This is a genomic window from uncultured Dokdonia sp., from assembly GCF_947492815.1.
GTDB lineage: Bacteria > Bacteroidota > Bacteroidia > Flavobacteriales > Flavobacteriaceae > Dokdonia.
The window spans coordinates 42,848-67,179 of record NZ_CANLOB010000013.1; the positions used below are offsets into that span (position 1 = coordinate 42,848).

The window sequence follows — 24,332 nt, forward strand, 5'->3', positions numbered from 1 at the left end:
TTGAGGTTTGTATATAGTCTTAAATTATTCTTGCGTTGGAAATGCAAACATATCATCAGTTACTTTTGGATTAAGATCAATACTTTTAATTTCTAAAGCTTGACCTCCAAAAACAGTTCTCGCAAGTGCAAAATATAGCCCTTCTCCTTCTGATTGTCCTTCCATTAGTACTTCTGTGTAATCACTGTATGTATCTTTAGAGATTTGTCCTTTGCTTGGACCAGCTTGTACTTCAGAAGCAGTTTGAATAGGTACAAAGTTTTCATCTTCAAAGTAATATGTAATTTTGTTGTCTACCATTTCTCCATCAGCTTTTACAGGGTCCATAGTAATTTCTACTTTATATGTATTTGTACCATCAATAAGCTCTTCTCCTAAAAGCTCAACGCTGAATCCTTTTTCTTTGTAATTCAAAAATGGGCTAGGGAAACTTTTTCCAGCAAGTGTCTTAAAGTTCTCTAACGTTTCAGAATCTACCTTTTCTGATTTCATGGACTGGAAATTTGTAGTCCATGCTACTTCACCGTCAAAAGCTAATTGTGTAATCTCTTGACCTTGTAGGTTAATCTTGATCATTTGACGACCATCTTTCATTTCGATGATTGTTACAGGAATATCAAATCCTTGATTTACTACAGCATTGATCTGAATTCCTTCCAATTTACCCCAAGCTTCTTCACCACCTGTATTTTCAAAATAATTAGCGATAATCTCATCAGCAGTTTGTGCATGTGTAGGGAAAGCAACAGCTATAAGTACTACTGCAATTAATAGTTTAATCGTTTTCATAAAAGTATAATTTGTGTATTTGTTGTTTGATGTCTAGCCATAAGACTATAGAGCGTCCTTTTTGTTACAGATTTTTCGATTTTTTTTTCTTTTTTTTCTATTGTTTTTTGATGACTAAAAATATTTTTAATATCTCATCTGTAAATGATCTTGATAAAGATACTAATACTTCTGAAAAATATACTTGGTTTACGCTAACGTTGTAGTTGATTTTATATGCTAAACATAGTAAGTAAAGATCGATTCTTTTATCTTTATCATTTTACAATAAGTTAACATGAAATTTGGAAAAGTAGAACAGCCAGAAGCTATAGATTTTACATTACCTCAGGATCATATAGATACAGAAAGAGTCTTAAGTAAGAGTGATGTATCAGATCCACTTCAAGTGTATGTAGGTTGTGCAAAATGGAATAAACAAGATTTAAAAAACTTTTACCCTAGAGGTACTAAGGATGAATTAGGTTACTATTCAAATCAATTTAATTGTATAGAACTCAATGCTACATTTTATAGACTTTTTCCAAAAGAACAGTATGAAAAATGGTATCATAAAACGCCTGAAGGATTTAAGTTTTTCCCTAAAATAACCAATAACATAAGCCATCTAAAAAGACTTATAGACTCCGAACAGTATATTCCAGAATATGTGGATCATACGCTAGCTTTAAAAGAAAAATTAGGAACGATTTTCTTACAAATGCATAATAATTTCCAGCCTAAAAATTTTGATAGGGTAGATAACTTTATCAATAACTGGCCTTCTCATGTACCTATAGCATTAGAGTTTAGACATACAGATTGGTTTAATGACCCTCAGGTAGCAGATCGTTTATACCATACTCTGGAAGAACATAATATGGCTAATGTCCTTGTTGATACAGCAGGTAGACGTGATATCATGCATATGCGATTAACAAATAATGAAGCATTTATTCGTTTTGTAGGTGCAAATCATGAAAGTGATTATACACGATTAGATGATTGGATTATACGATTACAAAAATGGGTATCTCAAGGACTAAAGAATATTCATTTTTTTATACATCAAAATGTAGAGGTAGAATCCCCTTTATTATCAGCCTATTTTATAGAAAAACTAAATAGTGCTTTGTCTTTAAATTTAAAAATACCAGAAACATTATCACAAAATAACACCAATACACCTACTTTATTTTAATGGGAACGATTTACATAGTGATGGGCGTTTCTGGAGTAGGGAAAACTACCCTAGGACAAGCCATAGCAAAACAGCTTGATATTCCTTTTTATGATGCAGATGATTTTCATCCTCAAGAAAACAAAGATAAAATGGCTTCAGGAATTCCGTTACAAGATGAGGATAGGTGGCCTTGGTTAGATCGTATTGTCACCCAATATGATCAATGGAAGATAAAGGGAGCGGTTTTAGCATGTTCAGCCCTAAAAGAAAGCTATCGTACAAGGCTTAAAGTTGATCAGTCACTGGTAAAGACCATTTACCTTTCGGCTAGCTTTGACATGATATCACAACGCTTGGAAGTTCGTAAAAACCATTTTTTCAATCCTAATTTATTACAATCTCAATTTGATACGTTAGAAGCACCTACATCGGGTATTATTTGCGATGCAGGATTACAAAAAGATAGATTACTTAAACATATTATACATACTATTGATAAACAATAGAACCTATTATAATAGGGCTTATCAATATAACTAATAACTAAAATACAACATGGACATACAATTACTTGCAGCAGTGTTTATAGGCGTTAGTGTCTTATTATTTTTAATACTTCGTTTAAAGTTTCAAGCATTTATAGCGTTGTTGATTACCTGTATAGTGGTAGGTGTGGTTGCTGGTATGGATCCCAAAACCATTCTAGATAGTGTTAAGAATGGGATGGGAGGGACTTTAGGTTTTGTTGCAACAGTAGTGGGCCTTGGTGCTTTGTTTGGAGCGATACTGGAACGATCAGGAGGAGCACAACAACTTGCCCAATCTATGTTGAAACTCTTTGGTGTTAAAAGTGCACATTGGGCTGTAATGCTTACGGGCTTTTTAGTAGCAATTCCTGTGTTTTTTGATGTTGCCTTTATTATCCTAGTTCCATTGATTTATGCATTACAAAAACAAACAAAAAAATCATTGCTTTTATATGCGATTCCGTTGTTAGCTGGACTTGCTATTACGCATACGTTTATTCCTCCCACTCCAGGACCTATTGCTGTCGCAGATATATTAGGGGCTGATCTTGGATACGTTATTATATTTGGTTTTTTAGCAGGACTACCTGCGGCTATTGTTGCAGGACCTATGCTTGCAAAACGTTTATCAAAAACAATGCATATAGAAACTCCAGAGGATATGATCACAACCACGGAGATTCCAGAAAATGCGCCTTCTGCAGTAACTATCTTATTAATTATAGCGATTCCTATTTTTTTGATTGTATGTAATACTGTATTGGGGAGTCCATTATTTGATCAAGATAGTTTACCTACATGGCTTACCTATGTAGCTGGATTACTTGGACATCCCTTTGTTGCTCTTATTATTGCAAATATTGTGGCTTGGTATGTCTTGGGAATAAGGAAGGGGTTTTCAAAACAACAATTATTAGATATTTCTACAAAATCACTATACCCTGCTGGTGTGATTATATTACTTACTGGAGCAGGTGGTGCATTTAAACAAATACTTATAGACACGGGTTCTGGTAAAATGATTGCCGAAGGACTGAATACAGATTTCTTCCCACCTGTTGTCTTTGGATTTATTGTAGCAGCAATTGTACGTATATTACAAGGATCTGCTACAGTGGCAATGATTACTGCAGCTGGTATTACGGCACCTCTTCTTGGTCTTACAGAAACGAGTGCTCCTCAACTTGCAGTACTTGTGATTGCTATTGCATCTGGGGCAACAGTATTTTCCCATGTGAATGATAGTGGTTTTTGGTTGGTAAAACAATATTTAGGACTTACCGAAAAAGAAACATTCCGATCGTGGACAGTAATGACCTCCCTAATTGCAATCATAGGCTTAGTCGTTTCAACAGTTCTTTGGTATTTAGTGTAAGTACGCTTTAATCTTCCTTATGGTTGTAAATCTCATAAGTTTGCTTTCGCGAAAGCATATATACCAGTATAAGAATTTGATATCATAATAACAGTTATTATTGTCATGAAGTGCACTAAATTTGCCCTAAATTACTAATTATAGGAGTTGGATGAGGTTTCTGACTTCTCAGAAATATATTATAGAATGAACTTTCACACACGTAAATGGATAAAACCTGAAGATTTAAATCCAAATGGGACACTTTTTGGAGGTAGGTTATTAGAATGGATAGATGAAGAAGCTGCATTGTATGCTATTATTCAGTTAGAAAATCCACGTACGGTCACTAAGTATATGAGTGAAATTGATTTTCGCGCAAGCGCAAAAAAAGGTGATATCATAGAAATAGGACTTGAAGTTGTAAAATTTGGAACAGCTTCTTTAACACTCAAATGTGAAGTACGTAATAAGATGACACGAGAAGTTATTATTACGATAGAACGTATTGTAATGGTTGGCCTTGGCGATGATGGAAAGGCAAAACCTCATGGTAAAAAAGAGGTTGAATATGTAAAAGATCGTCTTGAAAACTCTAAAAATTAATTCGTTTTATAATGTGTTATGGAGGTAATTATTATCGGTTGTGACTCACTAGTATAAGTATCCTAATTATCTTAGGCATTACTAAACCAACCTTACCAAGTTATGACTTCATTTATACGAGTATCTGTACTTCTTTGCTTTTTTATATTATCATGTGATAATGACGATAAAGTGGCTCTTACAAATGCCGATGATAGAGAAATAGGCGCATATGTGCGTACTACCGAAACTGTAAATTCAGATTTTTCTATTAATAATCCCAATGATATTTTTAGAGTAGAACTAGAAGCTCATGATGAGCAAAATGGAGGATTGCTAGACGCTATAGAAGTATATCTTACCTATAAACAATCAGGAGGAGTACCATCTAATGAGGTGTTATTAAAAACACTAGAACGAGATGTTTTTACAATAGGACAATTTGGAAAACCTGTAAGTCCGCTCACGGTTTCTTTTGAAGAAGCACTAGATGTTTTTAATTTAACCATGGCTGATATGTCATGTAAAGACCAATTTGAAGTTAGAATTAATCAAAAACTTACAGATGGTCGTTCATTTACAACGGGACAATCAAGCTCTAAAATACTTGCGGCTGATGATTTCTGGAGTTCGCCATTTTGTTATACAATTAACGTTATTGAACCTATAGCTGAAGATATGTTTACAGGAATATATCAATTGGAAAGTGTATTAAACGGACCTCTAGGACCTACATTTGGTGATGGGCCTCAACTTGTAGAAGTGTATAAAGGACACTCTACAAATGTGCGCGAAATGCGATTACGCCATAGATTATCTATAGAGCAAGAGCTCCCTCGTATTTTTAGATTTACGATTGTTTGTAATGAATCGGTGTTTAGTAAAGACTTACTGTCTAGTAAAATAGGTTTTTGTGGTATTGATCCAGCAATTTTATTGGGTCCAGATACTGTAAATGCTACTATAGATCCTAATGATGATACGGTTTTTGAATTATGGTTTGTAGAGGGATATCTAGGCTTTGATGGGAATTGTGGTTTCGGAACAGCTCCTTCTAGAATAAGACTTTCTAAACAATAATATCGTTATCATTTTTCAGGACACACGTTCAAATAGTATGTATATAATGCATACTATTTTTTACTAATGTTTTTTTAAATAAACACACTTGTTATGATTAAAAAATACTTGATACTACTGTGTCTAGTGGTGTATATATCCTGTAATGATGATGAAAAGGCGGTCGATATTGTTTTTTCTGATGCTCAGGTAGGGGCAGTACTCCGTACACAATCTATAGATAATTTAACGTTTGACACTTCACAGCCAGAGCTTCCTATTCAGTTTACATTAGAATACCAAGATGGCCAAGAAACAGCATTACTTTCGGATGTTGATTTTTTCATTTCATTTATAGATAATACACCTGATAACGGTGATAATTCTAGCACTTCTGAATTCTTTAGAAATATAACAACTACAGATTTTACAACAGGAGTTAATGGATTACCTGTTACGACAGTTACCATTACAACCCAAGAATTATTAGAAGCTTTAAATGTAGAGGGTTCTCAAATAAGTTGTACAGATCAATTTGTAATTGATTTGACGCTTAACTTGACAGATGGTAGAAGTTTTTCAAATGCAAATACAAATGGTCCTATTATAGGTTTTGGAAGTGCGCTAAATTCTCCTTTTACGTATGATGTAATTGTAGTAGATGGTATAGATGATGATTTATTTACGGGTACATACTCTTATACGAGTATAGAAGATGGCTTTAATGGCCCTACCATTATATCTCCTGACCTTTTAGAATTGACTAGAACAAGACCTAATGCAAGGAGTTTTGAGATTTTTAGAGATGCTCAACAAACAACTACAGGTGGTGTTTTAGTGCGATCTGAAGTAGAGTTTACCATTGCGTGTGATCAAATTATATTAACAAGATATGTGCGATCTTCTATTGTTTGCGGAGCAGGAGTAGAGGGAGATGTACATGTATTATTAGGTCCTGCAACTAATTTATCAGGCACAGCCGATCCAAATGATGATACTGTTTTTGATATCCGTTTTATAGAAGCTTTTGAAGGGTTTGACGGTTTTTGTGGTTGGCCTACAACATCTTCTGCTGTTAGATTATCAAAACAATAGGCTTTAAAAAGATAGGGTTAATTATTATCGGTACGTACGTTTGATCTAGCATATAGCATTACTTTTAAATAAATAACCAACTCTTATGAAAAATAAATACTTTTCTCTCCTAATCTTAGGGGCCTTATTCTCTTGTAATAGCGATGAAAAATCTATAGAAGTCGTCTTAGAAGAAGTAGAACGCGGGGCTGTAGTTAGGACATTGGCAGTAAATAATCTTGATTTTGATATTAATAACCTTCAAAGTACATTTAGTATTGACGTAGAAGAAATGGATGTTGAAGAAGGGGGATTATTAAATGAGGTTGAGGTGTTAGTTCAATTTAAAGACAATACACCTAGTAATGGAAATAACTCTGTTGCCGCTACGTTAATAGAAACAATTCCTGCTTCAGAATGGGTGACAGGATCAAACAATCTACCTACAACATCTCTTCTATATACTTTTGAAGAACTTTTAGCTATTACAGGTCTTACAGCTGCAGATGTTGCTGTTAAAGATCAATTTTTAATAAGTTTAAATTTAAACCTTATAGACGGTCGTGTATTTAATGCTTCTAATGCGAGTTCTATTATCATCGCATTTGACACCTTTTTTAGTTCACCATTTTGTTACACTATAAATATTGTATCACCCATCGCTGAAGATCTTTTTACAGGAAACTATTTGATGGAATCTATCGTAGACGGTCCCAATGGACAAACTTTTGTAGATGAGTTAAGACAGCCTTTTCCAGATGGCACTATTATCGAGGTCGTAAAAGGACATTCTTCAAACACAAGAGAGTTTAGAGCATTTCATAATTTACATCATGTAGGTTTAGAGCAACCAAGACGTTGGGAATTTACGGTAGTAAGTGACATCATTGTAATGGGTAAAAATCAATTATCTTCTCCAGAAGGGTATTGTCGATTTAATGCCGCTCCTACGTTATTAGGACCTGATACCGTACCCGGTTTAGCAGACCCCAATGATGATACTGTTTTTGAATTATGGTTTGTAGAAGGCTATTTAGGTTTTGATGGCGAATGTGGCTATCAGACAGCACCTTCTAGATACCGTTTTTCTAAGCAATAATACGCTTTCGCGAAAGCGTGTAAAGAAAATATACATGCTAAAAATTTCCTCACCTTCTCAAGAGGTGAAACTGTTACATAACCATTAACTAACCAAATAGATTCTTATGAAAAAAATTACATTTATTATCCTCAGTCTCTTTGTATGTATTTCCTGTAATGATGAAGATAAAGCCATAGAAACAGTGCTCGAAGAAGTAGATAGAGGTGCTGTTTTACGGACATTGCAATTTAATAATGGAGAATTTGAAGCAAATAATCCTGCCAGTACGTTTAGTGTTGATTTGCAAGAACAAGATATAGAAGATGGCGGATTGTTGAGTACTGTTGATGTCTATGTTTCCTTTATAGATAATACACCTTCAGGAAATTCAGTTTCGACACAAAGAATACTTTTAGAAACGCTTACTCCAGAAAATTTTACGGTTGGTGATTTTGCATTGCCAGCAATTACATTAGAATATAGTTTTGCAGAATTACTGGATGCTACAGGGTTAACCATAGATCAAACAGCTTGTAAAGATCAATTTCGTATTGATATGGATCTTAATTTATCTGATGGATTAACATTTAATGTGACAAACTCTTCAGGTACAGTCGTAAATGCCAACGGATTTTTTAAATCCCCATTTACCTATTTAATCAATATTGTAGAGCCTATTCCTTTAGATGACTTTACAGGAGTGTATCAATTAATGAATATTCAAGATGGTTTTTTCGGACCTACCTTTGGAGAAGAAGGTCTTGTAACTGTTAGAAATGGACATTCTAATAATTTTAGAATTATTGATATAGATGTACCAGGAGCTACACTAGAGATTGAATTTAGTGTTGTATGTGATGTCACTGTTGTTACTAGATATCAAAGACTTAGTCTTGGGTGTACACAAGAAGACCTATCTGATAGAATTCTGATTGGTCCAGATACAGTACCTGCAACTATCGATACCAATGATGATAGTGTTTTTGAACTACACTTCTTAGAAGCATTTGAAGGGTTTGATGCAAGATGTAATTTTTCTAATGTTCCCTCTAAAGTGAGGTTTTCAAAACAATAATTACAAAAAAAGTATACGATGAAAATATTCCGCTTAGTAGTTGTTTTTAGTTTTATTTGTATACTGTCTTGTAGTGAAGATGATAAAGTAATAGATGAAGTTGTACAAGAAATAGAAAGAGGAGCGATACTACGTAATGTCAATAAAATTCGTAAAGATTTTATACATAATGATTTTGAAAGTGCTTTTGAATTAGAGATAGAAGCACAAGATATTGAAGATGGAGCGCTTCTTGATTTTGTTCGTTTATACATAGATTTCAGAGATCAAACGGACAGTGATGTTAATTTAGATACACAAGAGGTTATGTTAAGAGATGTTCCAGCGAGTGTATTTGAAATTGGCCCCAACGGCTTACCTAGAACAACCGTGCTTGTTTCTTACCAAGAAGCGGTAACCGCACTTTCAGTAAATACTTCATTAATCACTCCAGGAGACCAATTTGGTTTACGCATGGAAATTCATCTTATAGATGGACGTACTTTTAGTAATTCAAATAATAGTGCTTCTATTCTTACAGATGCCTGTTTTTTTAAATCTCCATTGCGTTATGAGATCAATGTTTTAGAAGTTATTCCAAATGAACTGTTTACAGGAACATATTCTTATGAAGTCGTAAATGGAGCAGATGAATTTAGTTTTCATATTTCAAATCAAGGTATTGTTTCTATATTTGAAAGCAACCTTCCTAATGTTAGGACGACTAGTATTATAGGTGAAGGCCTAGAAGTTACAATAGCAGGTGAAAATATCTTTCCAAAGATTTATCAATCAGTAAATCTTTTTTGTAGAGAATCTGCTCCTCATATTTTATCAGGACCAGATGATACTAGTTTTGGAGCAATAGATTTAAATGATGATAGCACCTTTTTTGTAGATCTAATTGTTGGCTTTGAGGGGTGGGATGGAACATTAGATTTTAACGATAATATGCCTGGTATACCTGTTTTATATACATTTAAATTTACGAAACAATAACTTTAAAATAGTACACAATGAGATTATATCAATTAGCATACTTACTAGTAATTATCTTTATAGTATCCTGTAGCAGTGATGATAAAGCTATAGATGTTGTACTTGAGGAGGTAGAACGTGGTGCAATTTTGCGTAATATCGATAGAGTTTCTCCTAATTTTGAACGTACAGATTTAGAAAGTGCTTTTACAGTGGTGTTAGAAGAACAAGATCTTGAAGAAGGTGGAATTTTTGATTTTGTAAGACTCTATATTCAGTATACAGATAGAGATATTTCTAATGGAGACAACAGTAGTGCTGAAATTACGTTACGTGATGTTCCTAGTTCTGATTTTCAAACAGGAGGTAATGGATTACCTGTAGGCACTATAGAAGTTGTGTACCAAGAAGCTATCGATGCTTTAAGCCTTAATTCAGGCACAATACAAGCTGGAGATCAATTTGATTTGCGTATGGAAATACATCTTACAGATGGTCGTACGTTTAGTTCTGAAAACGGAAGTGCCTCTATACTTACAGATGCTTGCTTTTTTAAATCGCCCTATAGATATGTTATTAACGTCATAGACACTATTGAAAACGACTTATTTACAGGAACCTATAATTATGAGATAGTAGCAGGATCTTCTCCATCTTTTTTCAGTGTGGGAGATCAAGGAATTGTCTCTATTACAGCAGGAAGTACACCTAATGTAAGAAATACAGGACTTATAGGTGAAGGGTTAGAGTTTACAATTGCTGGAACAAATGTATATCCAAAAATCTATCAATCTGTTAATCTTTTTTGTAGAGATTCTGCATTTCATAGTCTTACAGGACCTGATGAAGAAAATTTTGGAATTGTAGACCTTAATGATGATACTGTTTTTGAATTAAACTTAGTATTTGGTTATGAAGGTTGGGGAGGATCAGGTGATCTCACAACTCCACAAACTATTCGATTTCGTTTTTCAAAACAATAAACACAAGCGATTTATCTTATTAAAATGTTAATGTTGATCTAAATTATTGTTAAGTATTTTGTTATTCTTATTTTGCTAAGTACTTAATATCATCACATCAACAAACCCAACCAATGAGAAGAATTTTAACGCTTAGTTTACTATGTGTATTCTGTTTTACTACCACTATACATGCTCAAAAAAGGAATAAGAGAAAAAAGAAAGGAATTCCTGAGAAAGTAGAAAAATCAGAGCAAAAGAAAGAAAAGAAAGAAAAGAAAGATAAAAATTCTATTAAAGACTATAAAGAGGTTGTTACTAAAGAAGCAATAACAGATAGTGGTCTTTTTCAAGTACATCGTGTCAAAAAATCATATCTCTATGAAATTCCCTTTTCTGTATTAGAAAAAGACATGCTTTGGGTAAGTCGTATTGCTCAAATACCTTCTGGACTAGGAGGAGGTTTTTTTAATGCAGGTACAAAAACGAATGAACAAGTTGTTCATTGGCAACGTTTTCAAGATAAAATATTACTCAAAGTAAAATCGTATAGAAATATTGCAGATAGTACAAAAGCAATTAGTAATTCTGTACGTGTAAATAATTATGAGCCTACATTATATGCTTTTGATATAAAAGCATTTAATAAAGACTCTACGGCGGTTGTTATAGATGTTACAAAGCTATTTTCTACAGATGTAAAAGCAATTAGTGGTTTACCTTCTCGTTTACGTAAACAATACAAAGTAAAAAAACTAGACGCTTCTCGTAGTTTTATAAACAGTGTTAAAAGTTTTCCATTGAATATTGAGGTAAAACAAGACTTTACCTATGATGCTTCAGAACCACCTACAGCTCGAAGTACAGAATCTATTAGTCTTCAAATGAATCAATCTATGATTCTATTACCAGAAGAACCGATGCAACCTAGGATTTCAGATCCTAGAGTTGGCTTTTTTACAGTAAGTCAATATGATTATGGAAGCGATGCGTTAAAAGCTGATGAAAAGACATACATAAGAAGATGGCGATTAGAACCTAAAGATCCAGAAGCATATGCAAGAGGAGAGTTGGTAGAACCTGTAAAGCCTATTGTATATTATTTAGATCCAGGAACCCCTGAAAATTTACAGAAGTATATTAAGCAAGGAATAGAAGATTGGCAAAAACCTTTTGAAACTGCAGGATTCAAAAATGCCATTATAGCTAAGGATGCACCCACTCCAGAAGAAGATCCTGAATTTAGTCCTGAAGATATACGATATTCTGTGGTACGTTATGTTGCTAGTACTACTCGTAATGCAGTAGGACCAAGTGTGTCAGACCCTCGTAGTGGAGAGATTATAGAAAGTGATATCATTTGGTATCATAATCATTTACGTAGTTATAGAAATCGCTATTTATTAGAAACTGGTGCTGCAAACCCTAGCGCTCGAACCTTAAATACACCCGACGATGAGATAGGGGAGATGATGCGTATGGTAATTGCTCATGAAGTAGGTCATGCTTTAGGATTCCCTCATAATATGGCAGCTAGTTATGCATATGATGTAGAATCTTATAGAGACGGTACGTTTACTCAAAAAAATGGAATTGCTGCAAGCCTTATGGATTATGCGAGATATAATTATATCGCACAACCAGGAGACCAAAATATACGTTTTGTACGTCAGATGGGACCTTATGATCACTATGCTGTAAATTGGGGATATAGATGGTTACCCAACACAACAACCGAAGGAGAACTGCCTACATTAAATAAGTGGATTGTAGAGAAAGCAAATGATCCTATTTATAAATATGGACGTCAGTCTAGCCGTTTTGACCCGCAATCACAAACAGAAGGTATTGGAGATGATCCTATCAAAGCTAGTACATATGGTATTAAAAATTTGAAATATGTAATAAAGAACTTACCATCTTGGACCTCTGATCAAACCAATAACTACCAAGATTTAGAAGAACTTTATGGTGAATTATTAGGAGTTTATAGCAGATATGTTGGTCATGTGGTAACGAATATAGGTGGTGTATATGAAAATCTCAAAAATCCTGATCAATCTGGAATAGTATATACACATTTGGATAAAAATGCACAACAGGAGTCTATGAAGTGGCTTCAAGATAACTTATTTAAAACACAAGATTGGTTAGCAGACGCTTCTATATTACAAAATATAGATCATGCAGGTTATTTTGAACGTATGCGCAACGTACAATCTCGCTATTTAAATGGTCTTTTAAGTTTTGATCGTATAGGAAGACTCATAGATGCAGAAACTGTAAATGATGAATATTACAGTGCTTATGAGATGTTCTCTCAATTGCGTAAAGGACTGTGGTCTGAAGCTTCACGAGGACAAAGTGTAGATATATACAGACGTAATTTACAGAAGTCATACATAGATAGAATGCAGTTTTTAATGACAAACGATGGACCTGCGAGAAGAAGAGGAAGACCTGGTTTTGAAAGTACGTTTGTATACAATACCAGTACTTCAGATATTAAATCATTGGTGCGAGGCGAACTAACAACTTTGCGTTCTACACTAAGAAATGCTAAAAATGGAAACATTAATAGAATTACAAAATACCATTACCAAGATGTAATTGCTAGAATAGATGCTTTATTAGATCCTAAATAACCAATAAACTATAAATTTAAAAGCTCTTAAATAGAATTATTTAAGAGCTTTTTTATGTACATATCTAATTATTGCTATTCCGAACAGTCAAAATCGATATCTAGTACTTTTAGACCATAATTTTTTGCATCATAATTAAAATGCCACCACTCTGTTCTAATCACAGAAAATCCATTCTTTTTCATCACATCCCATAACAACTTTCTATTTGCTTTTACAGTATCGGTATGATGTGGATGATCTATATGGGCTTCTTTTCCAAAATGATCATAATCACTTCCCATATCTAGAGGAGTTCCATCCAGTTTTACAATAGTCATATCAATAGCAGCACCTCTATTATGAATAGAACCACTCTTATAAGGATTTCCTACATACGAAGGGTTAGGGTAAATTGCCCACATTTTCTTTTGAACAGAAAGCGGTCTATAACAATCAAAAAATTGAATTTTATAACCTAATTCACAAAAATCATGATTGGCAGCAGCAATAGCTTCGGCGACTTCTGGAAGTAGTAAGCATTGCACACAATCATACACCGTTGTTTTTAAGAAATTATCATCTGTAGCATATTTTACATCATATGCATACGTACCTCCATAGGTTTCGATGTTTACTAGTGGCGATTCCTGTGCATTACTTATATAAGAAAACAGCATAATGCCTATTAAAAAATGATATATCTTCATACCGTTAAAATACAAAAAATGATGATGAGGTTGTATACGCTTTCGCGAAAGCGTATAATTGCTTAATCTTAGTAAATTATGATCCAATTTCCACATATAAAAACGCAGCGTCTGGCTATTAAATTAAAACCTAAAGCTGAAAAACTTGTAAAACAAGGACATCCGTGGATTTTTGAAGATAGTATCGCCAAACAAAATAAAGCAGGAAACGCAGGAGATATTGCAATTTTATTTGATCAACGTAAGGATAAGGTATTTGCAATTGGTTTGTATGATCCAGATTCTCCTATTAGAATTAAAGTAATTAGCGCATCTCCAACAACTCTAGATACGTTGTTTTTTCAACAAAGAATAGCTACAGCATTTTCTAAACGAACTGAATTATTAAAAACAGCTACTAATAGTTATCGCTTACTTTTTGGAGAAAATGATGGATTCCCGGGCTTCATCGCCGATGTTTATAAAGATGTTTTAGTCGTCAAATTGTATACAGGAATCTGGTTTCCATATCTAGAAATGATCCTACCAGAACTCGTCTCTATTTCTAAAGTAAACACTGTAGTTGTGAGATTAAGCCGCAATTTACAGAAATCAAATGCACATGGATTTAAAGACGGACAAGTCATTCATGGTACATTACCTTCTGAAGTTATTTATTTTAAAGAACATGGAATACGTTTTTCAGCTAATGTAATTCATGGTCATAAAACAGGCTATTTTTTAGATCATAGACATAATAGAAAACGTGTTGGTGAACTATCTAAAGGAAATAGAGTTTTAGATATATTTAGTTATGCTGGCGGATTTTCAGTACACGCACTTGCAGGTGGTGCTACCGAAGTCGTGAGTCTAGATATAAGCGCACAAGCCTTAGAAGTAGCTCTTGAAAATGGGAAATTAAATCCTAGTAAAGGAACGCACAAAGTGATGGCTGTAGATGCTTTTGTAGGATTACAACAACTTATAGACGAGCAACAAAAATTTGATATTGTTGTGATTGACCCTCCTAGTTTTGCAAAAAGTGCTAGAGAGATAGAAAGTGCTAAGCATAGTTACAGTAGATTAGCTTCTTTAGGCGTACAATTAGTCACTAAAAAAGGTATTTTAGTACTAGCTTCTTGTTCTTCAAGAATTACAGCACAGCAATTTTTTGATATTTCAGAACAGGCTATCGCAAAAAGTAAGCGTTCCTTCAAAGTAATAGAAAAAACATTTCATGATAGTGATCATCCTATTAGTTTTCCAGAAGGAGCATATCTTAAATGTGGGTATTACCATTTAGATTCATAAATTAGTAGTTTTTACCTATGAGAAAATATACATATATCATTGCTATTTTAGTATGCGTTTGTATACGCTGTACTCCTGATAAACCAGACGTTTTTATATCATTGGAAGAACGTTCGTTACTTCCGTATCCTAATGAGTTAGCAACATCTGAGCAAGGATTTCTGGTAGATGCCAATACAGTTATTTATGCCGGGGCTAGTTTAGAAAGTCAGGCAGTAGCACAAGGGTTTGCTGATCGATTTAAAAATGCTAGCGGATTTACATTACAAACGATACAGGAAAGTAAACTGGCAACCAATAGTATTCATTTTGTATTAGATAGAAATGCTAATAATATTTCTAATAATGAAGGGTATATTCTCAAGGCATCTAAAGATCGTGTTATCATTAGAGCACGTGCAATGGCTGGGTTGCATATGGGAGTTCAAACATTGTATCAATTACTTCCTGATCAAATTGCTAGTAATACAGTAATCCCTGAAACCGTATGGGCAATTCCTGGTGTTGAGATACAAGATGCTCCTACCTACGCTTATAGAGGGGCAATGCTAGATGTAGCAAGACATTTCTTTTCAGTACAAGATGTAAAACGATATATAGATTTAATCGCTAGTTATAAAATTAATAAACTACACCTACATCTTACTGATGATCAAGGATGGCGTATAGAGATCAAATCATGGCCTAAACTAACAGAAATTGGAAGTACAAGCGCTGTAGGTGGTGACCCAGGTGGGTTTTATACACAGGCAGAGTTTAGAGATATTGTGGCTTATGCAAAACTGCATCATATCACAATCATTCCAGAAATTGACATGCCTGGGCATACCAACGCTGCATTAGCGTCATATCCAGAATTAAATTGTGATGGAAAAGCAAGAGAACTATATACAGGTATGAGAGTAGGATTTAGTACACTTTGTGTAGATAGCGATGTTACCTATGAGTTCCTTGATGATGTTATTAGAGAATTGTCAGAACTTACCGATGGAGATTATATTCATTTAGGAGGAGACGAATCCCATGTTACTTCAAAAGAAGATTACAATGTGTTTTTGACAAAGGCACAAGCTATCGTAAAAAAATACGGTAAGAATGTGATGGGATGGGAAGATATTCAAAGTGCAGGTATTTCTGATGAAACGATTGTACAACATTGGACCAATAGTGAAATTGCTATCAAAGGAGCAAAACAAGGAGCTTCTGTGGTATTATCTCCAGCACCAAAAACGTATCTTGATATGAAGTATAGAAAAGATACTAAAATAGGACTTACGTGGGCGGGAGTAACACCTATTGATAGTGCCTATATATGGAATCCTCGTATGATATTAAAAGAGGTGCCTTCATCACAAATTATAGGTATAGAATCTCCTTTATGGACAGAAACAGTGAGAGATATGGATGCTATTGAATACTTGGTATTCCCTAGGTTGATAGGACATGCAGAATTGGGTTGGTCTAGCGAAGATAATATAGGTTGGGAATCTTATCTCATACGACTCAAAACACATTTGAAAAGATTAGAAATAAAAGAAGTAAACTACTATAAATCTCCGCTTTTAGAATAATATATTTTCATGTTAATGAGGTAATCCATTTTAAGGCACTATCTAATGAATAAAAATTACGGATTTTATGACCAAACATTTTCTTCTCACTCATAAAATTCATGAGACCACTTTTATTATAAGTAACAATGGCTAGTGCTTTTAAAGAGAAACCTTCTTTATAAAACTTTTTCCAATCGTCATATTTTATGTCATAGGTATTGTACCTATTTGATATTAATGAGAGGTTTATTTTTCTTCCGTAGTGGTCTATAGCAATATCTATAAGCTCTTGCGCTCTTTCCCAAGTAATATATTCTCCTTCATTTATCTGAGATATAATAAAGTCTTTATAAAAATGAAATGTGCCACATTGTAGAATATACGTTTGTTCAAAGTGGGGTAAGGCTTTGTAATCAACTGTTTTCATATAAGAAAAGTACAATTAATGTTTTTCTATATGCACTAGACTATGAGTAGAAAATACAATGCTAGATGAACGGCATTTTTGCATAGTTCAAATACAAAATTGGCACATAAAATATGATTACAATCTATTTTTTTGCTATCCTACCATGGAGGTATCCCTAATAGTAGGTTTATGTGTAGTTACCCATTCGGCAGCATCGTATAAATTTTCAAATGTCTTGATCTTAGATTTGAAAAATATTTTTTCCATCATCACATTAATCAAGCCACTCTTAGAATAAGTGACAACAGCAAATGATCTAAGCGTATGTCTTTTTTTGAAAAACTTTAACCAATCTTGTGCTTCAATAGAGTAAGAGTAAACTCTATTAGAAATATAAGATATTTTTGAACCACTTCCGTAGTGATTTAATGCAAGTTCTATAATATCTTGTGCAGATTCCCAATTAAAATGAACCCCCTCATTAATCTCAGAGATTATGAAGTTTTCAAAGAAATAGAACACACCTGAAGAAAGGATGTATACATCTTCTAATTCATATTTTAGGTTTGATTCAGCGACTAACATAGTATAAAGCTACAGATGATATCTGATATGATAGATGAAAAATACCCATTTTTCAATCAAAAAAGATGAAATGCATTTTTTTTTCGTTAAAATACACAAACAAACGTTAGTTTATTGACATCCACTACTAAAGCCAGTTGCATCAAAAGTAGCTTCTACAACGCCTGTTCTTGTATTTGATAGTGCTTGAATAACAAGATTATTCATCCCGCTACCATCACGTTTTGGGCTACAGTATTCGAATAAATAAAAACTATTTGCTTGATTAGCTACATTATTAGAAACTTGATTAAATACGGTTTCTAATTCAGAACTATCAGTAGCAAAAACACTTCCTGAAGTTCCTATTTGTGAAAGTGTATTTTCATCTATTTCATTACCTAATCCAATTGTGAAAAACGAAATATTCTCATCTGCATTTGCTACAGCAGTAAGGGCTTCTTGTTCTGTAAAACGAGCCGCTTGATCTGTACCATCTGTAAAAATAACAATAGATGCCGCTCCAAAAACATCTTGCGCTTCGGCATTTGTGATGAGGTTTTCAGCTACTTGTGTCGATTTGATGACAGCTCCATATAAGTCTGTAGATGGATCATTACTAATATCTGGTGTAATACTATTAATAGCATCTTGTAATACTGTAGCGCTAGAGGTTGGCGGTTGTAATTCGTGTAATATATCTTCTCCGTCAAACCAATAAATACCCATTTGAAAAGAATTTGTGGGAATAGATGGTACTACATTCGTAATAAAACTTATAGATGCATCTTTTAATTCTTGCAAACTTGAGCTCAACACACTATTACTTAAATCGAGTACTAAGATGGTATTATTTACAAAAATCTGTGAATTAGGAGAAATTTCTGCAGAAGATTCTGAACTTGATATTTCATTAAAACAAGCATCATTACGTCCTTGTTCAAAAATTCTAAAATCTGAAGGATTCAACCCAGGAACTCCATTGCCATCTAGATCTGTAACTCTAAAAAATACAGATACTTTAGAAGGAAGTGTTGTAAAGGAATCTTCTATAGTAAGGGTTAGTTCTTGTGCGCCTAAGTTAAGGCATTCTATACCACTAGTAGAGTTACCATCATCATCACGCGTACTACATGCCGTGGTTATAAATACTAAAAGTGCTAAAAAATAAAAAATGTTGATTTTCATAAAGGTTCGATTTGATTGATGCTAGCATAACGCTTCACATTCCTTTTTTATTTTAAACACATTCTGTTAAGAGAAGCATAATTTTACGACCTAATTAAAAAATATAGATCTATTGATACATGGTTTTGGTACAAAACTTGTTAATGAATATGTTAAGTATCACCCATTATTAAGACACATTTATTATCTTTACTCATCAAATAATTATTTTGAAAACTACACTTAAGACATCTATTTTAAAAAGCTCTCTAATATTACTTGCATTATTTTGCATGAGTGTAGGGTATACACAAGTAGATGCACCTCGTAAATCTATTAAGATAGATGGAACACAAAATAATGAAGCTCCAAAACCTATTTTGGTTTCTCCAGAGAATGCTTCTTCAAGTATTTCTTCCAATACATTATCTGTAAAGAGTAAAGTAAAATTAGGACAACCTGAAAGCGGTACGAAAAAACGTGAAGTTCGTTTTATGGAAGGTGAAGAGTTTGCAAAAAAAGATTATACAGCACTAGAAAATAAGCTTAATAACAAGAATAATTACACGAAAGATGCAGGTTTAAAACCAGAATATTATAACGATCAGCATTTTGGTGATTTTAAAAGTGGTTCTAAATTTGTACGTTTCTTATACAGAGATCACGAGTATGTAGATGGTGATAGAGTAAGTGTCGCTGTAAATGATACGATTATCCACCCTAATATTCACTTAGCTGGTGAATTTCAAGGGTTTTATATAGATCTTAAAACGGGATTCAATAAAATAGATATTACTGCTTTAAATCAAGGTACTTCAGGACCAAATACAGCTCAGTTTGTCATGTATGATGATAATAGACAAGTCATATCTTCTAATATCTGGAATCTAGCGACAGGTGTTAAGGCTACAGTAATTATCGTAAAAGACTAATTGTAGTACTATTCATTTTTTACACGCTTTCGCGAAAGCGTATAGAACCACACATCATTTTTAATTTATGAAAATAACCTTACTATCATTGTTTGCATGTGTAAGTATGATCTCATCTACTTTTGCACAAGAGAAAGAATTATTATTATCGATAGATGGACCCTGGCGAAGTGAGCAATTAACATTTCCTATCGCATTTGCACCATCCTTAGATTACAAAGGAATAGAAGAAGTACGTTTTGCAAAAGGGTGGGGAACACCAGAGAGTGAGGAGTTTTGGACTTATACATTCTTATGGTATCTGGATGAAGATCCAAGTGTAACAGCAACTCATTTAGAAAAGGATATTGAAGCTTATTTTAACGGACTAATGGCTTTGGTAGGTAAAGGAAGCGGACTAACTGATATTCCTAATGCAAACGTTGTTTTTGTACCAGAAAACAGTAATGAAGGATCGTATATAGGAAAAGCAAAGATCTTTGATGCCTTTTTTACAAAAGACATACAAACGCTAAATATAAAGGCAGTATCAGGTTTTTGTGAAAAAACAAATAAGTATACTGTACTTTTTACATTTTCACCAAAAACATTTGATCATTCTATTTGGAAAACATTAAATGGTATTACACTTTCTAAAACTTGTAAATAGGAATCATCTATTTTTCTGGTATATATACACCAGAACTTGGCAGTTCAAATAATTCTAAATCAAAATAAGAAATTGAAGCTAAAAAATGATCGAAGATATCGGCTATGATATATTCATAATTTTGCCATCGTTTATCACTGCTAAAACAATAGACTTCAAGGGGAATTCCATGTGAAGTAGGAGCTAACTGACGTGCCATAATCATCATATCCTTATTAACTGCAGAATGTTGTCCTATATACGTTTCCATATATTTTCTAAACACTCCAATATTAGTAAGATTACGTCCATTTAATTGAAGTTCTCTAGAAATTCCGAGAGCAGTATTTGAAGCCTCTATTTTTTCCTGACGACCTGAAAGATAGGTTGTAATGAGTTCGATTTTTTTAAGCTTTTCAATATCTTCTATTGATAAAAACTTAATGCTGTCTTGCTTAATATAGAGCGCTCTTTTTATACGCCTACCGTCAGAATCATTCATTCCTCGCCAGTTTTTAAAACTATCTGATATCAATGCATAGGTAGGTATAGTTGTAATGGTTTTGTCAAAGTTTTGAACTTTTACAGTGGCGAGATTAATTTCTATCACATCTCCGTCAGCGCCATATTTATCAAAGGTTATCCAATCACCAATACGTACAATATCATTGGTTGCTACTTGAATACTCGCTACAAAGCCTAGTATGGTATCTCTAAAGACTAAGATAATAACAGCAGAAATGGTTCCTAAACCAGCCAAAAATTTCCATAAATCAATATCAGAAACAACGGCTAATGCTAGGAATACTCCAGCAAACCAAGCAAAAATCATAAAGACCTGAATGTAACTATCTATAGGCTTGTCTTTAAGTCTTGGTTTTGTTTTAAAATAACTCTTAAGTGAATTTAAGAAAGCACGTGCAATACGTAATACGAGTACAATCCCTAGTAATTGTAAAAATTTAATGGCAAAAATCTCTAAATCTTTAAAATCTTGAAAAATATGTGGTACTGTCCAATAGGCAATAAGCAGTGGAATTAAATGTCCTACACGTCTAGGAACTCTGTTTTCTATGAGTAAGTCGTCGAGTCTGGTTTTTGAAGCTGCAGCAATCCCATTTGATACTTTGCGTAATATTTTTCGCGAAAGCATATCTACTATGAAAAGTACAATAACTAATAAAATACATAAAACAATCACATTGACATACGAAGCCACGCTGATTGATAGGCCTTTATCAATTAGAAAATTATAGAGCCAATGACTTATTTGTTTCATAAAGATGAATAACGATTTATGCAAAAATAGTATTTATTATATAGGGTTTTGATAAGATGTGTTATTAAAAAGAACAGGCAAGTAGATAGCTACTTGCCTGCGTGTAAAATTATAAAGATTGATTTTTACTGTTGCACAAATGATTTACCTATAATACACCTTATAATATATCCTCCATTTGCACACCCACCATTATTTGGGTCTATTAGATAGGTGCTTTCTAATACATAGGCAGTATATTCTTTTCCTTGATGAGAAAATGTTGTAGGCTTTCCTGTAGTTAACGGTATCTCTTTTCCGTTTGCAATAATTAGTAACGGAGCAGGGATATAACCAGACTCTATAGAAGATGTGCTCACTTGCTGTTGTATAATACGAAGGTTATTTTTTGTTTCATAAGCAAATGGGGTCATTTTAGTACCCCAAAAAAATGCGGTATCTAAAAGGTCTTGATCTACTATTTCTACACTTTTATTAGCGCCTTCTGGGCCACTTAAATTTGTATAACGTAATTGCGCATTTTCGAGAGCATAGTTAGCAGTAAATTCAATGCTATTAGGTAACGCATATTGTATCGTAAATGAACTATTCTCATGCTTTATATCAAGTATTCCTCTTTTACTTTCTTTTGTAATTGTTACTGGAACAAGAGTTCCCTCTGTAAGTACTTGATTTTCATTATTCAAAATATTAAAGTCTAGTGCAAATACTTGACTGTTGGTAGGTTTTGTGTCCTGATCATTTTTTATAGTTACAGGTTTTAATACTGGATTTAAAGGACCTACAGTTACATTTCCTTCAAAAAGATCATTGGTGTTTTGGTTTTGTTGTGCGGTCATAGCGCAGATAAAACAACTCGTTATGACGATGTATATATATAATTTCATGATGTTTAAAATTTAAAGTTACTAAATCAATTATTATTCCAGCTACTTCCAGAGGCTCTAAAGTCTAATCGAATAGCACCCCACTCATTATAATCTATAGAGATGTCTGTAGTATTACTGTCATTATTTAGGTTGATAGCACCTGTATTTGTGGTAGATCCATTACCATTAAAATCTAATCCTAAATTATCGCATATACCATTAGCTTCTGTAATATTATTTTCATTTAACGTTGCTAGCATCCCTTGCGAAAATCCAAAAGCATTGTCAGATGTTAAGTCGCAATCTGTAGATACAGCAGGAAATTGATACCTATAATTCATACTAGAAGGTTGATTTACTTTAAAAGTCTCATTCCAATCAACAGGAGTGAGACAAGCACCTCCATGACATAAATTTAAATTATGACCTAGTTCATGTATAAAGGTACCTACTTGATTTCTGGGTGTAGCAAAGGCTTGCGCGCCAGTAAAATTTGCAAAGGTGACCATAAAGTCATTGCCAAATACTTCTCCTCTTCCAGAAGATCCATTGGGCCTTGCTCTACCAAATATCCCATAATGGAATAGCTCTAGTCTATCTGTATTAAAGCTAGCCGCTTTATAGGTATAAAAATCAACATATCCTGTACTTGTATTCGTGCCAAAATCCATAGATGTATGATCTGTTAGTATGGTGCCACCACCAGTAAAAACACCTCCTTGACCTCTATCTAAATGCATTTCAATACCACTACTTCCATCTGGATTTAGAATAGGAGCTTGGTCAAATACAGCTTCTATTGTTGCCCAAATACTTGGATCTGGAGTCGCAGCAGTAACCCAATCTACTTCTACTAAAAGATCTTTGCGTTTTGGATCACAACCTAATGCTTTTAGGTCAATAACAGTACCACTGGCTGCTGTATATCCGTTTTCCTCCCAAGTATCTAATAATCCATCATTATCACTATCTACAGTAGCATTGCTACTTGGAAAGGTATAAGATTGTTGAGGACTTGTACTTCCATCATGATTACGTAAAGCCACTTGTATGGTACTTCCCCAATTCTGGTCCTCCAAAATTGCTATGTGTAAACTATAATGATATACAGGGTATCCATACGTAGCAGGCACATGGCCATTAAAGTAATCTGTAGGAATGGCAGATGTGAAAATAGTTGGAACATCAGTTCCATTAATCGTTACAATAGCATCTGCATCTCCATTAGCTACAGAAATAGCAAGAAGGTAATTTGCATCTATTGAAGTTTGCTCTGCTATATTATTAATCATAATTTCTTCTATTCTTGGATTTGGCCAAGTACCAGAAGGTGTTAATACATTTACATTAGTTACAGTATTAGAAGTTCCTTTAGAAGTTCTCAATGCAATAGGATGATTACCACTACTAGCGGCATCTGGTAATTGAAAATACCTTGCAGAGAGAAAAGCAGTATTTAAGTTTGTTTCGCTTGGTAAATTGTGATCCCATACCGCACTTGCTGCAAATAAACCACTTCCTTCTGTGCTTAAAATCTGTCTTGGATATGCTGTAGAAGGTTGAATAGCTGTTAGTGTAGGTCGCGAACAACTATAGAGCATTCCCAACAATAGCATACATACGAATACGTACTTTTTTTGTGTTGTTTTCATCGTCTTTGGTTTTATGTTTTGAGTTTTTCC

At 33.7% G+C, this 24,332-nt stretch carries 23 protein-coding genes; 15 read left to right on the top strand and 8 right to left on the bottom strand.

The features are described 5' to 3' along the window. Nucleotides 1-24: 24 nt before the first annotated feature. On the bottom strand, nt 25-789 hold the full coding sequence (locus Q1A01_RS13050; protein ID WP_299681458.1) for an outer membrane lipoprotein-sorting protein: 765 nt from the start codon (nt 787-789) through the stop codon (nt 25-27). Between the two features lie 277 nt (nt 790-1,066). Here Q1A01_RS13050 and Q1A01_RS13055 point away from each other — a divergent pair, with 277 nt between their 5' ends. The 11 genes from Q1A01_RS13055 (at nt 1,067) to Q1A01_RS13105 (ending at nt 13,270) form a co-directional block, all read left to right on the top strand. Beyond that, entirely contained in the window at nt 1,067-1,969 is a 903-nt protein-coding gene (locus tag Q1A01_RS13055) for a DUF72 domain-containing protein (protein ID WP_299681460.1), read from the top strand. Further along, nucleotides 1,969-2,457, top strand: coding sequence for a gluconokinase (locus tag Q1A01_RS13060; protein WP_299681462.1), 489 nt, complete (start codon nt 1,969-1,971; stop codon nt 2,455-2,457). The genes Q1A01_RS13055 and Q1A01_RS13060 overlap by 1 nt, the downstream gene beginning before the upstream one ends. 49 nt (nt 2,458-2,506) lie before the next feature. Further along, a complete protein-coding gene (locus tag Q1A01_RS13065) occupies nt 2,507-3,853 on the top strand; it encodes a gluconate:H+ symporter (RefSeq protein ID WP_299681464.1) in 1,347 nt (448 codons plus the stop codon). Nucleotides 3,854-4,039: 186 nt separating this feature from the next. Beyond that, nucleotides 4,040-4,438, top strand: a complete 399-nt coding sequence (locus Q1A01_RS13070) for a hotdog domain-containing protein (RefSeq protein ID WP_299681466.1) — start codon at nt 4,040-4,042, stop codon at nt 4,436-4,438. A 102-nt stretch (nt 4,439-4,540) separates the two neighbouring features. Beyond that, on the top strand, nt 4,541-5,497 hold the full coding sequence (locus tag Q1A01_RS13075) for a hypothetical protein (protein WP_299681468.1): 957 nt from the start codon (nt 4,541-4,543) through the stop codon (nt 5,495-5,497). 93 nt (nt 5,498-5,590) lie between these two features. After that, nucleotides 5,591-6,571, top strand: coding sequence for a hypothetical protein (locus Q1A01_RS13080; protein ID WP_299681470.1), 981 nt, complete (start codon nt 5,591-5,593; stop codon nt 6,569-6,571). 85 nt (nt 6,572-6,656) lie between these two features. Beyond that, nucleotides 6,657-7,649: a hypothetical protein gene (locus tag Q1A01_RS13085; RefSeq protein WP_299681471.1), complete on the top strand. Its 993-nt coding sequence runs from the start codon at nt 6,657-6,659 to the stop codon at nt 7,647-7,649. Between the two features lie 106 nt (nt 7,650-7,755). Then, the gene (locus Q1A01_RS13090; protein WP_299681473.1) at nt 7,756-8,706 is read left to right on the top strand and encodes a hypothetical protein; all 951 of its coding nucleotides are present in this window, start codon (nt 7,756-7,758) and stop codon (nt 8,704-8,706) included. 18 nt (nt 8,707-8,724) lie between these two features. Continuing rightward, entirely contained in the window at nt 8,725-9,684 is a 960-nt protein-coding gene (locus tag Q1A01_RS13095; RefSeq protein ID WP_299681475.1) for a hypothetical protein, read from the top strand. A 17-nt stretch (nt 9,685-9,701) separates the two neighbouring features. Further along, the gene (locus Q1A01_RS13100) at nt 9,702-10,646 is read left to right on the top strand and encodes a hypothetical protein (protein ID WP_299681477.1); all 945 of its coding nucleotides are present in this window, start codon (nt 9,702-9,704) and stop codon (nt 10,644-10,646) included. Between the two features lie 113 nt (nt 10,647-10,759). Beyond that, the gene (locus Q1A01_RS13105) at nt 10,760-13,270 is read left to right on the top strand and encodes a zinc-dependent metalloprotease (protein ID WP_299681480.1); all 2,511 of its coding nucleotides are present in this window, start codon (nt 10,760-10,762) and stop codon (nt 13,268-13,270) included. Between the two features lie 74 nt (nt 13,271-13,344). On the opposite strand, the gene Q1A01_RS13110 is transcribed toward Q1A01_RS13105, so the two are convergent. After that, the gene (locus tag Q1A01_RS13110; RefSeq protein ID WP_299681482.1) at nt 13,345-13,959 is read right to left on the bottom strand and encodes a M15 family metallopeptidase; all 615 of its coding nucleotides are present in this window, start codon (nt 13,957-13,959) and stop codon (nt 13,345-13,347) included. A 78-nt stretch (nt 13,960-14,037) separates the two neighbouring features. Here Q1A01_RS13110 and Q1A01_RS13115 point away from each other — a divergent pair, with 78 nt between their 5' ends. Both Q1A01_RS13115 and Q1A01_RS13120 read left to right on the top strand, forming a co-directional pair. After that, complete coding sequence (locus tag Q1A01_RS13115; RefSeq protein WP_299681485.1) at nt 14,038-15,249, top strand: class I SAM-dependent rRNA methyltransferase; 1,212 nt, start codon at nt 14,038-14,040, stop codon at nt 15,247-15,249. Nucleotides 15,250-15,266: 17 nt separating this feature from the next. Next, the gene (locus Q1A01_RS13120; protein WP_299681488.1) at nt 15,267-16,820 is read left to right on the top strand and encodes a family 20 glycosylhydrolase; all 1,554 of its coding nucleotides are present in this window, start codon (nt 15,267-15,269) and stop codon (nt 16,818-16,820) included. Between the two features lie 7 nt (nt 16,821-16,827). Here the strand turns inward: Q1A01_RS13120 and Q1A01_RS13125 are convergent, their stop codons facing one another. From Q1A01_RS13125 to Q1A01_RS13135, 3 genes are all read right to left on the bottom strand, one after another. Continuing rightward, on the bottom strand, nt 16,828-17,229 hold the full coding sequence (locus Q1A01_RS13125; protein WP_299681491.1) for a hypothetical protein: 402 nt from the start codon (nt 17,227-17,229) through the stop codon (nt 16,828-16,830). Nucleotides 17,230-17,364: 135 nt separating this feature from the next. After that, nucleotides 17,365-17,796 carry a hypothetical protein gene (locus Q1A01_RS13130; protein WP_299681493.1) on the bottom strand — a complete coding sequence of 144 codons (432 nt, stop codon included), beginning with the start codon at nt 17,794-17,796 and terminating at the stop codon, nt 17,365-17,367. 111 nt (nt 17,797-17,907) lie between these two features. Further along, nucleotides 17,908-18,963: a VWA domain-containing protein gene (locus tag Q1A01_RS13135; protein ID WP_299681495.1), complete on the bottom strand. Its 1,056-nt coding sequence runs from the start codon at nt 18,961-18,963 to the stop codon at nt 17,908-17,910. A 209-nt stretch (nt 18,964-19,172) separates the two neighbouring features. On the opposite strand from Q1A01_RS13135, the gene Q1A01_RS13140 reads away from it, so the two are divergent. Next, nucleotides 19,173-19,874 (top strand): hypothetical protein, encoded by a 702-nt coding sequence (locus Q1A01_RS13140; RefSeq protein WP_299681498.1) that lies wholly within the window; start codon nt 19,173-19,175, stop codon nt 19,872-19,874. A gap of 67 nt (nt 19,875-19,941) precedes the next feature. Next, nucleotides 19,942-20,523, top strand: coding sequence for a hypothetical protein (locus Q1A01_RS13145; RefSeq protein ID WP_299681499.1), 582 nt, complete (start codon nt 19,942-19,944; stop codon nt 20,521-20,523). Nucleotides 20,524-20,530: 7 nt separating this feature from the next. Here the strand turns inward: Q1A01_RS13145 and Q1A01_RS13150 are convergent, their stop codons facing one another. The 3 genes from Q1A01_RS13150 to Q1A01_RS13160 form a co-directional block, all read right to left on the bottom strand. Further along, the gene (locus tag Q1A01_RS13150) at nt 20,531-21,781 is read right to left on the bottom strand and encodes a mechanosensitive ion channel domain-containing protein (RefSeq protein ID WP_299681502.1); all 1,251 of its coding nucleotides are present in this window, start codon (nt 21,779-21,781) and stop codon (nt 20,531-20,533) included. 125 nt (nt 21,782-21,906) lie between these two features. Beyond that, on the bottom strand, nt 21,907-22,668 hold the full coding sequence (locus Q1A01_RS13155) for a hypothetical protein (protein WP_299681505.1): 762 nt from the start codon (nt 22,666-22,668) through the stop codon (nt 21,907-21,909). Between the two features lie 26 nt (nt 22,669-22,694). Continuing rightward, a complete protein-coding gene (locus Q1A01_RS13160; protein ID WP_299681507.1) occupies nt 22,695-24,302 on the bottom strand; it encodes a hypothetical protein in 1,608 nt (535 codons plus the stop codon). Nucleotides 24,303-24,332: the final 30 nt, after the last annotated feature.

Excerpts from the sequence above, each read along its gene's own strand:
- Q1A01_RS13135 (WP_299681495.1), bottom strand. The coding sequence starts at position 18,963 with ATGAAAATCAACATTTTTTATTTTTTAGCACTTTTAGTATTTATAACC.
- Q1A01_RS13070 (WP_299681466.1), top strand. The coding sequence starts at position 4,040 with ATGAACTTTCACACACGTAAATGGATAAAACCTGAAGATTTAAATCCA.
- Q1A01_RS13150 (WP_299681502.1), bottom strand. The coding sequence starts at position 21,781 with ATGAAACAAATAAGTCATTGGCTCTATAATTTTCTAATTGATAAAGGC.
- Q1A01_RS13080 (WP_299681470.1), top strand. The coding sequence starts at position 5,591 with ATGATTAAAAAATACTTGATACTACTGTGTCTAGTGGTGTATATATCC.
- Q1A01_RS13120 (WP_299681488.1), top strand. The coding sequence starts at position 15,267 with ATGAGAAAATATACATATATCATTGCTATTTTAGTATGCGTTTGTATA.
- Q1A01_RS13145 (WP_299681499.1), top strand. The coding sequence starts at position 19,942 with ATGAAAATAACCTTACTATCATTGTTTGCATGTGTAAGTATGATCTCA.
- Q1A01_RS13085 (WP_299681471.1), top strand. The coding sequence starts at position 6,657 with ATGAAAAATAAATACTTTTCTCTCCTAATCTTAGGGGCCTTATTCTCT.
- Q1A01_RS13155 (WP_299681505.1), bottom strand. The coding sequence starts at position 22,668 with ATGAAATTATATATATACATCGTCATAACGAGTTGTTTTATCTGCGCT.
- Q1A01_RS13115 (WP_299681485.1), top strand. The coding sequence starts at position 14,038 with ATGATCCAATTTCCACATATAAAAACGCAGCGTCTGGCTATTAAATTA.
- Q1A01_RS13060 (WP_299681462.1), top strand. The coding sequence starts at position 1,969 with ATGGGAACGATTTACATAGTGATGGGCGTTTCTGGAGTAGGGAAAACT.
- Q1A01_RS13105 (WP_299681480.1), top strand. The coding sequence starts at position 10,760 with ATGAGAAGAATTTTAACGCTTAGTTTACTATGTGTATTCTGTTTTACT.
- Q1A01_RS13130 (WP_299681493.1), bottom strand. The coding sequence starts at position 17,796 with ATGTTAGTCGCTGAATCAAACCTAAAATATGAATTAGAAGATGTATAC.
- Q1A01_RS13065 (WP_299681464.1), top strand. The coding sequence starts at position 2,507 with ATGGACATACAATTACTTGCAGCAGTGTTTATAGGCGTTAGTGTCTTA.
- Q1A01_RS13050 (WP_299681458.1), bottom strand. The coding sequence starts at position 789 with ATGAAAACGATTAAACTATTAATTGCAGTAGTACTTATAGCTGTTGCT.
- Q1A01_RS13090 (WP_299681473.1), top strand. The coding sequence starts at position 7,756 with ATGAAAAAAATTACATTTATTATCCTCAGTCTCTTTGTATGTATTTCC.
- Q1A01_RS13125 (WP_299681491.1), bottom strand. The coding sequence starts at position 17,229 with ATGAAAACAGTTGATTACAAAGCCTTACCCCACTTTGAACAAACGTAT.
- Q1A01_RS13100 (WP_299681477.1), top strand. The coding sequence starts at position 9,702 with ATGAGATTATATCAATTAGCATACTTACTAGTAATTATCTTTATAGTA.
- Q1A01_RS13110 (WP_299681482.1), bottom strand. The coding sequence starts at position 13,959 with ATGAAGATATATCATTTTTTAATAGGCATTATGCTGTTTTCTTATATA.
- Q1A01_RS13095 (WP_299681475.1), top strand. The coding sequence starts at position 8,725 with ATGAAAATATTCCGCTTAGTAGTTGTTTTTAGTTTTATTTGTATACTG.
- Q1A01_RS13055 (WP_299681460.1), top strand. The coding sequence starts at position 1,067 with ATGAAATTTGGAAAAGTAGAACAGCCAGAAGCTATAGATTTTACATTA.
- Q1A01_RS13075 (WP_299681468.1), top strand. The coding sequence starts at position 4,541 with ATGACTTCATTTATACGAGTATCTGTACTTCTTTGCTTTTTTATATTA.
- Q1A01_RS13160 (WP_299681507.1), bottom strand. The coding sequence starts at position 24,302 with ATGAAAACAACACAAAAAAAGTACGTATTCGTATGTATGCTATTGTTG.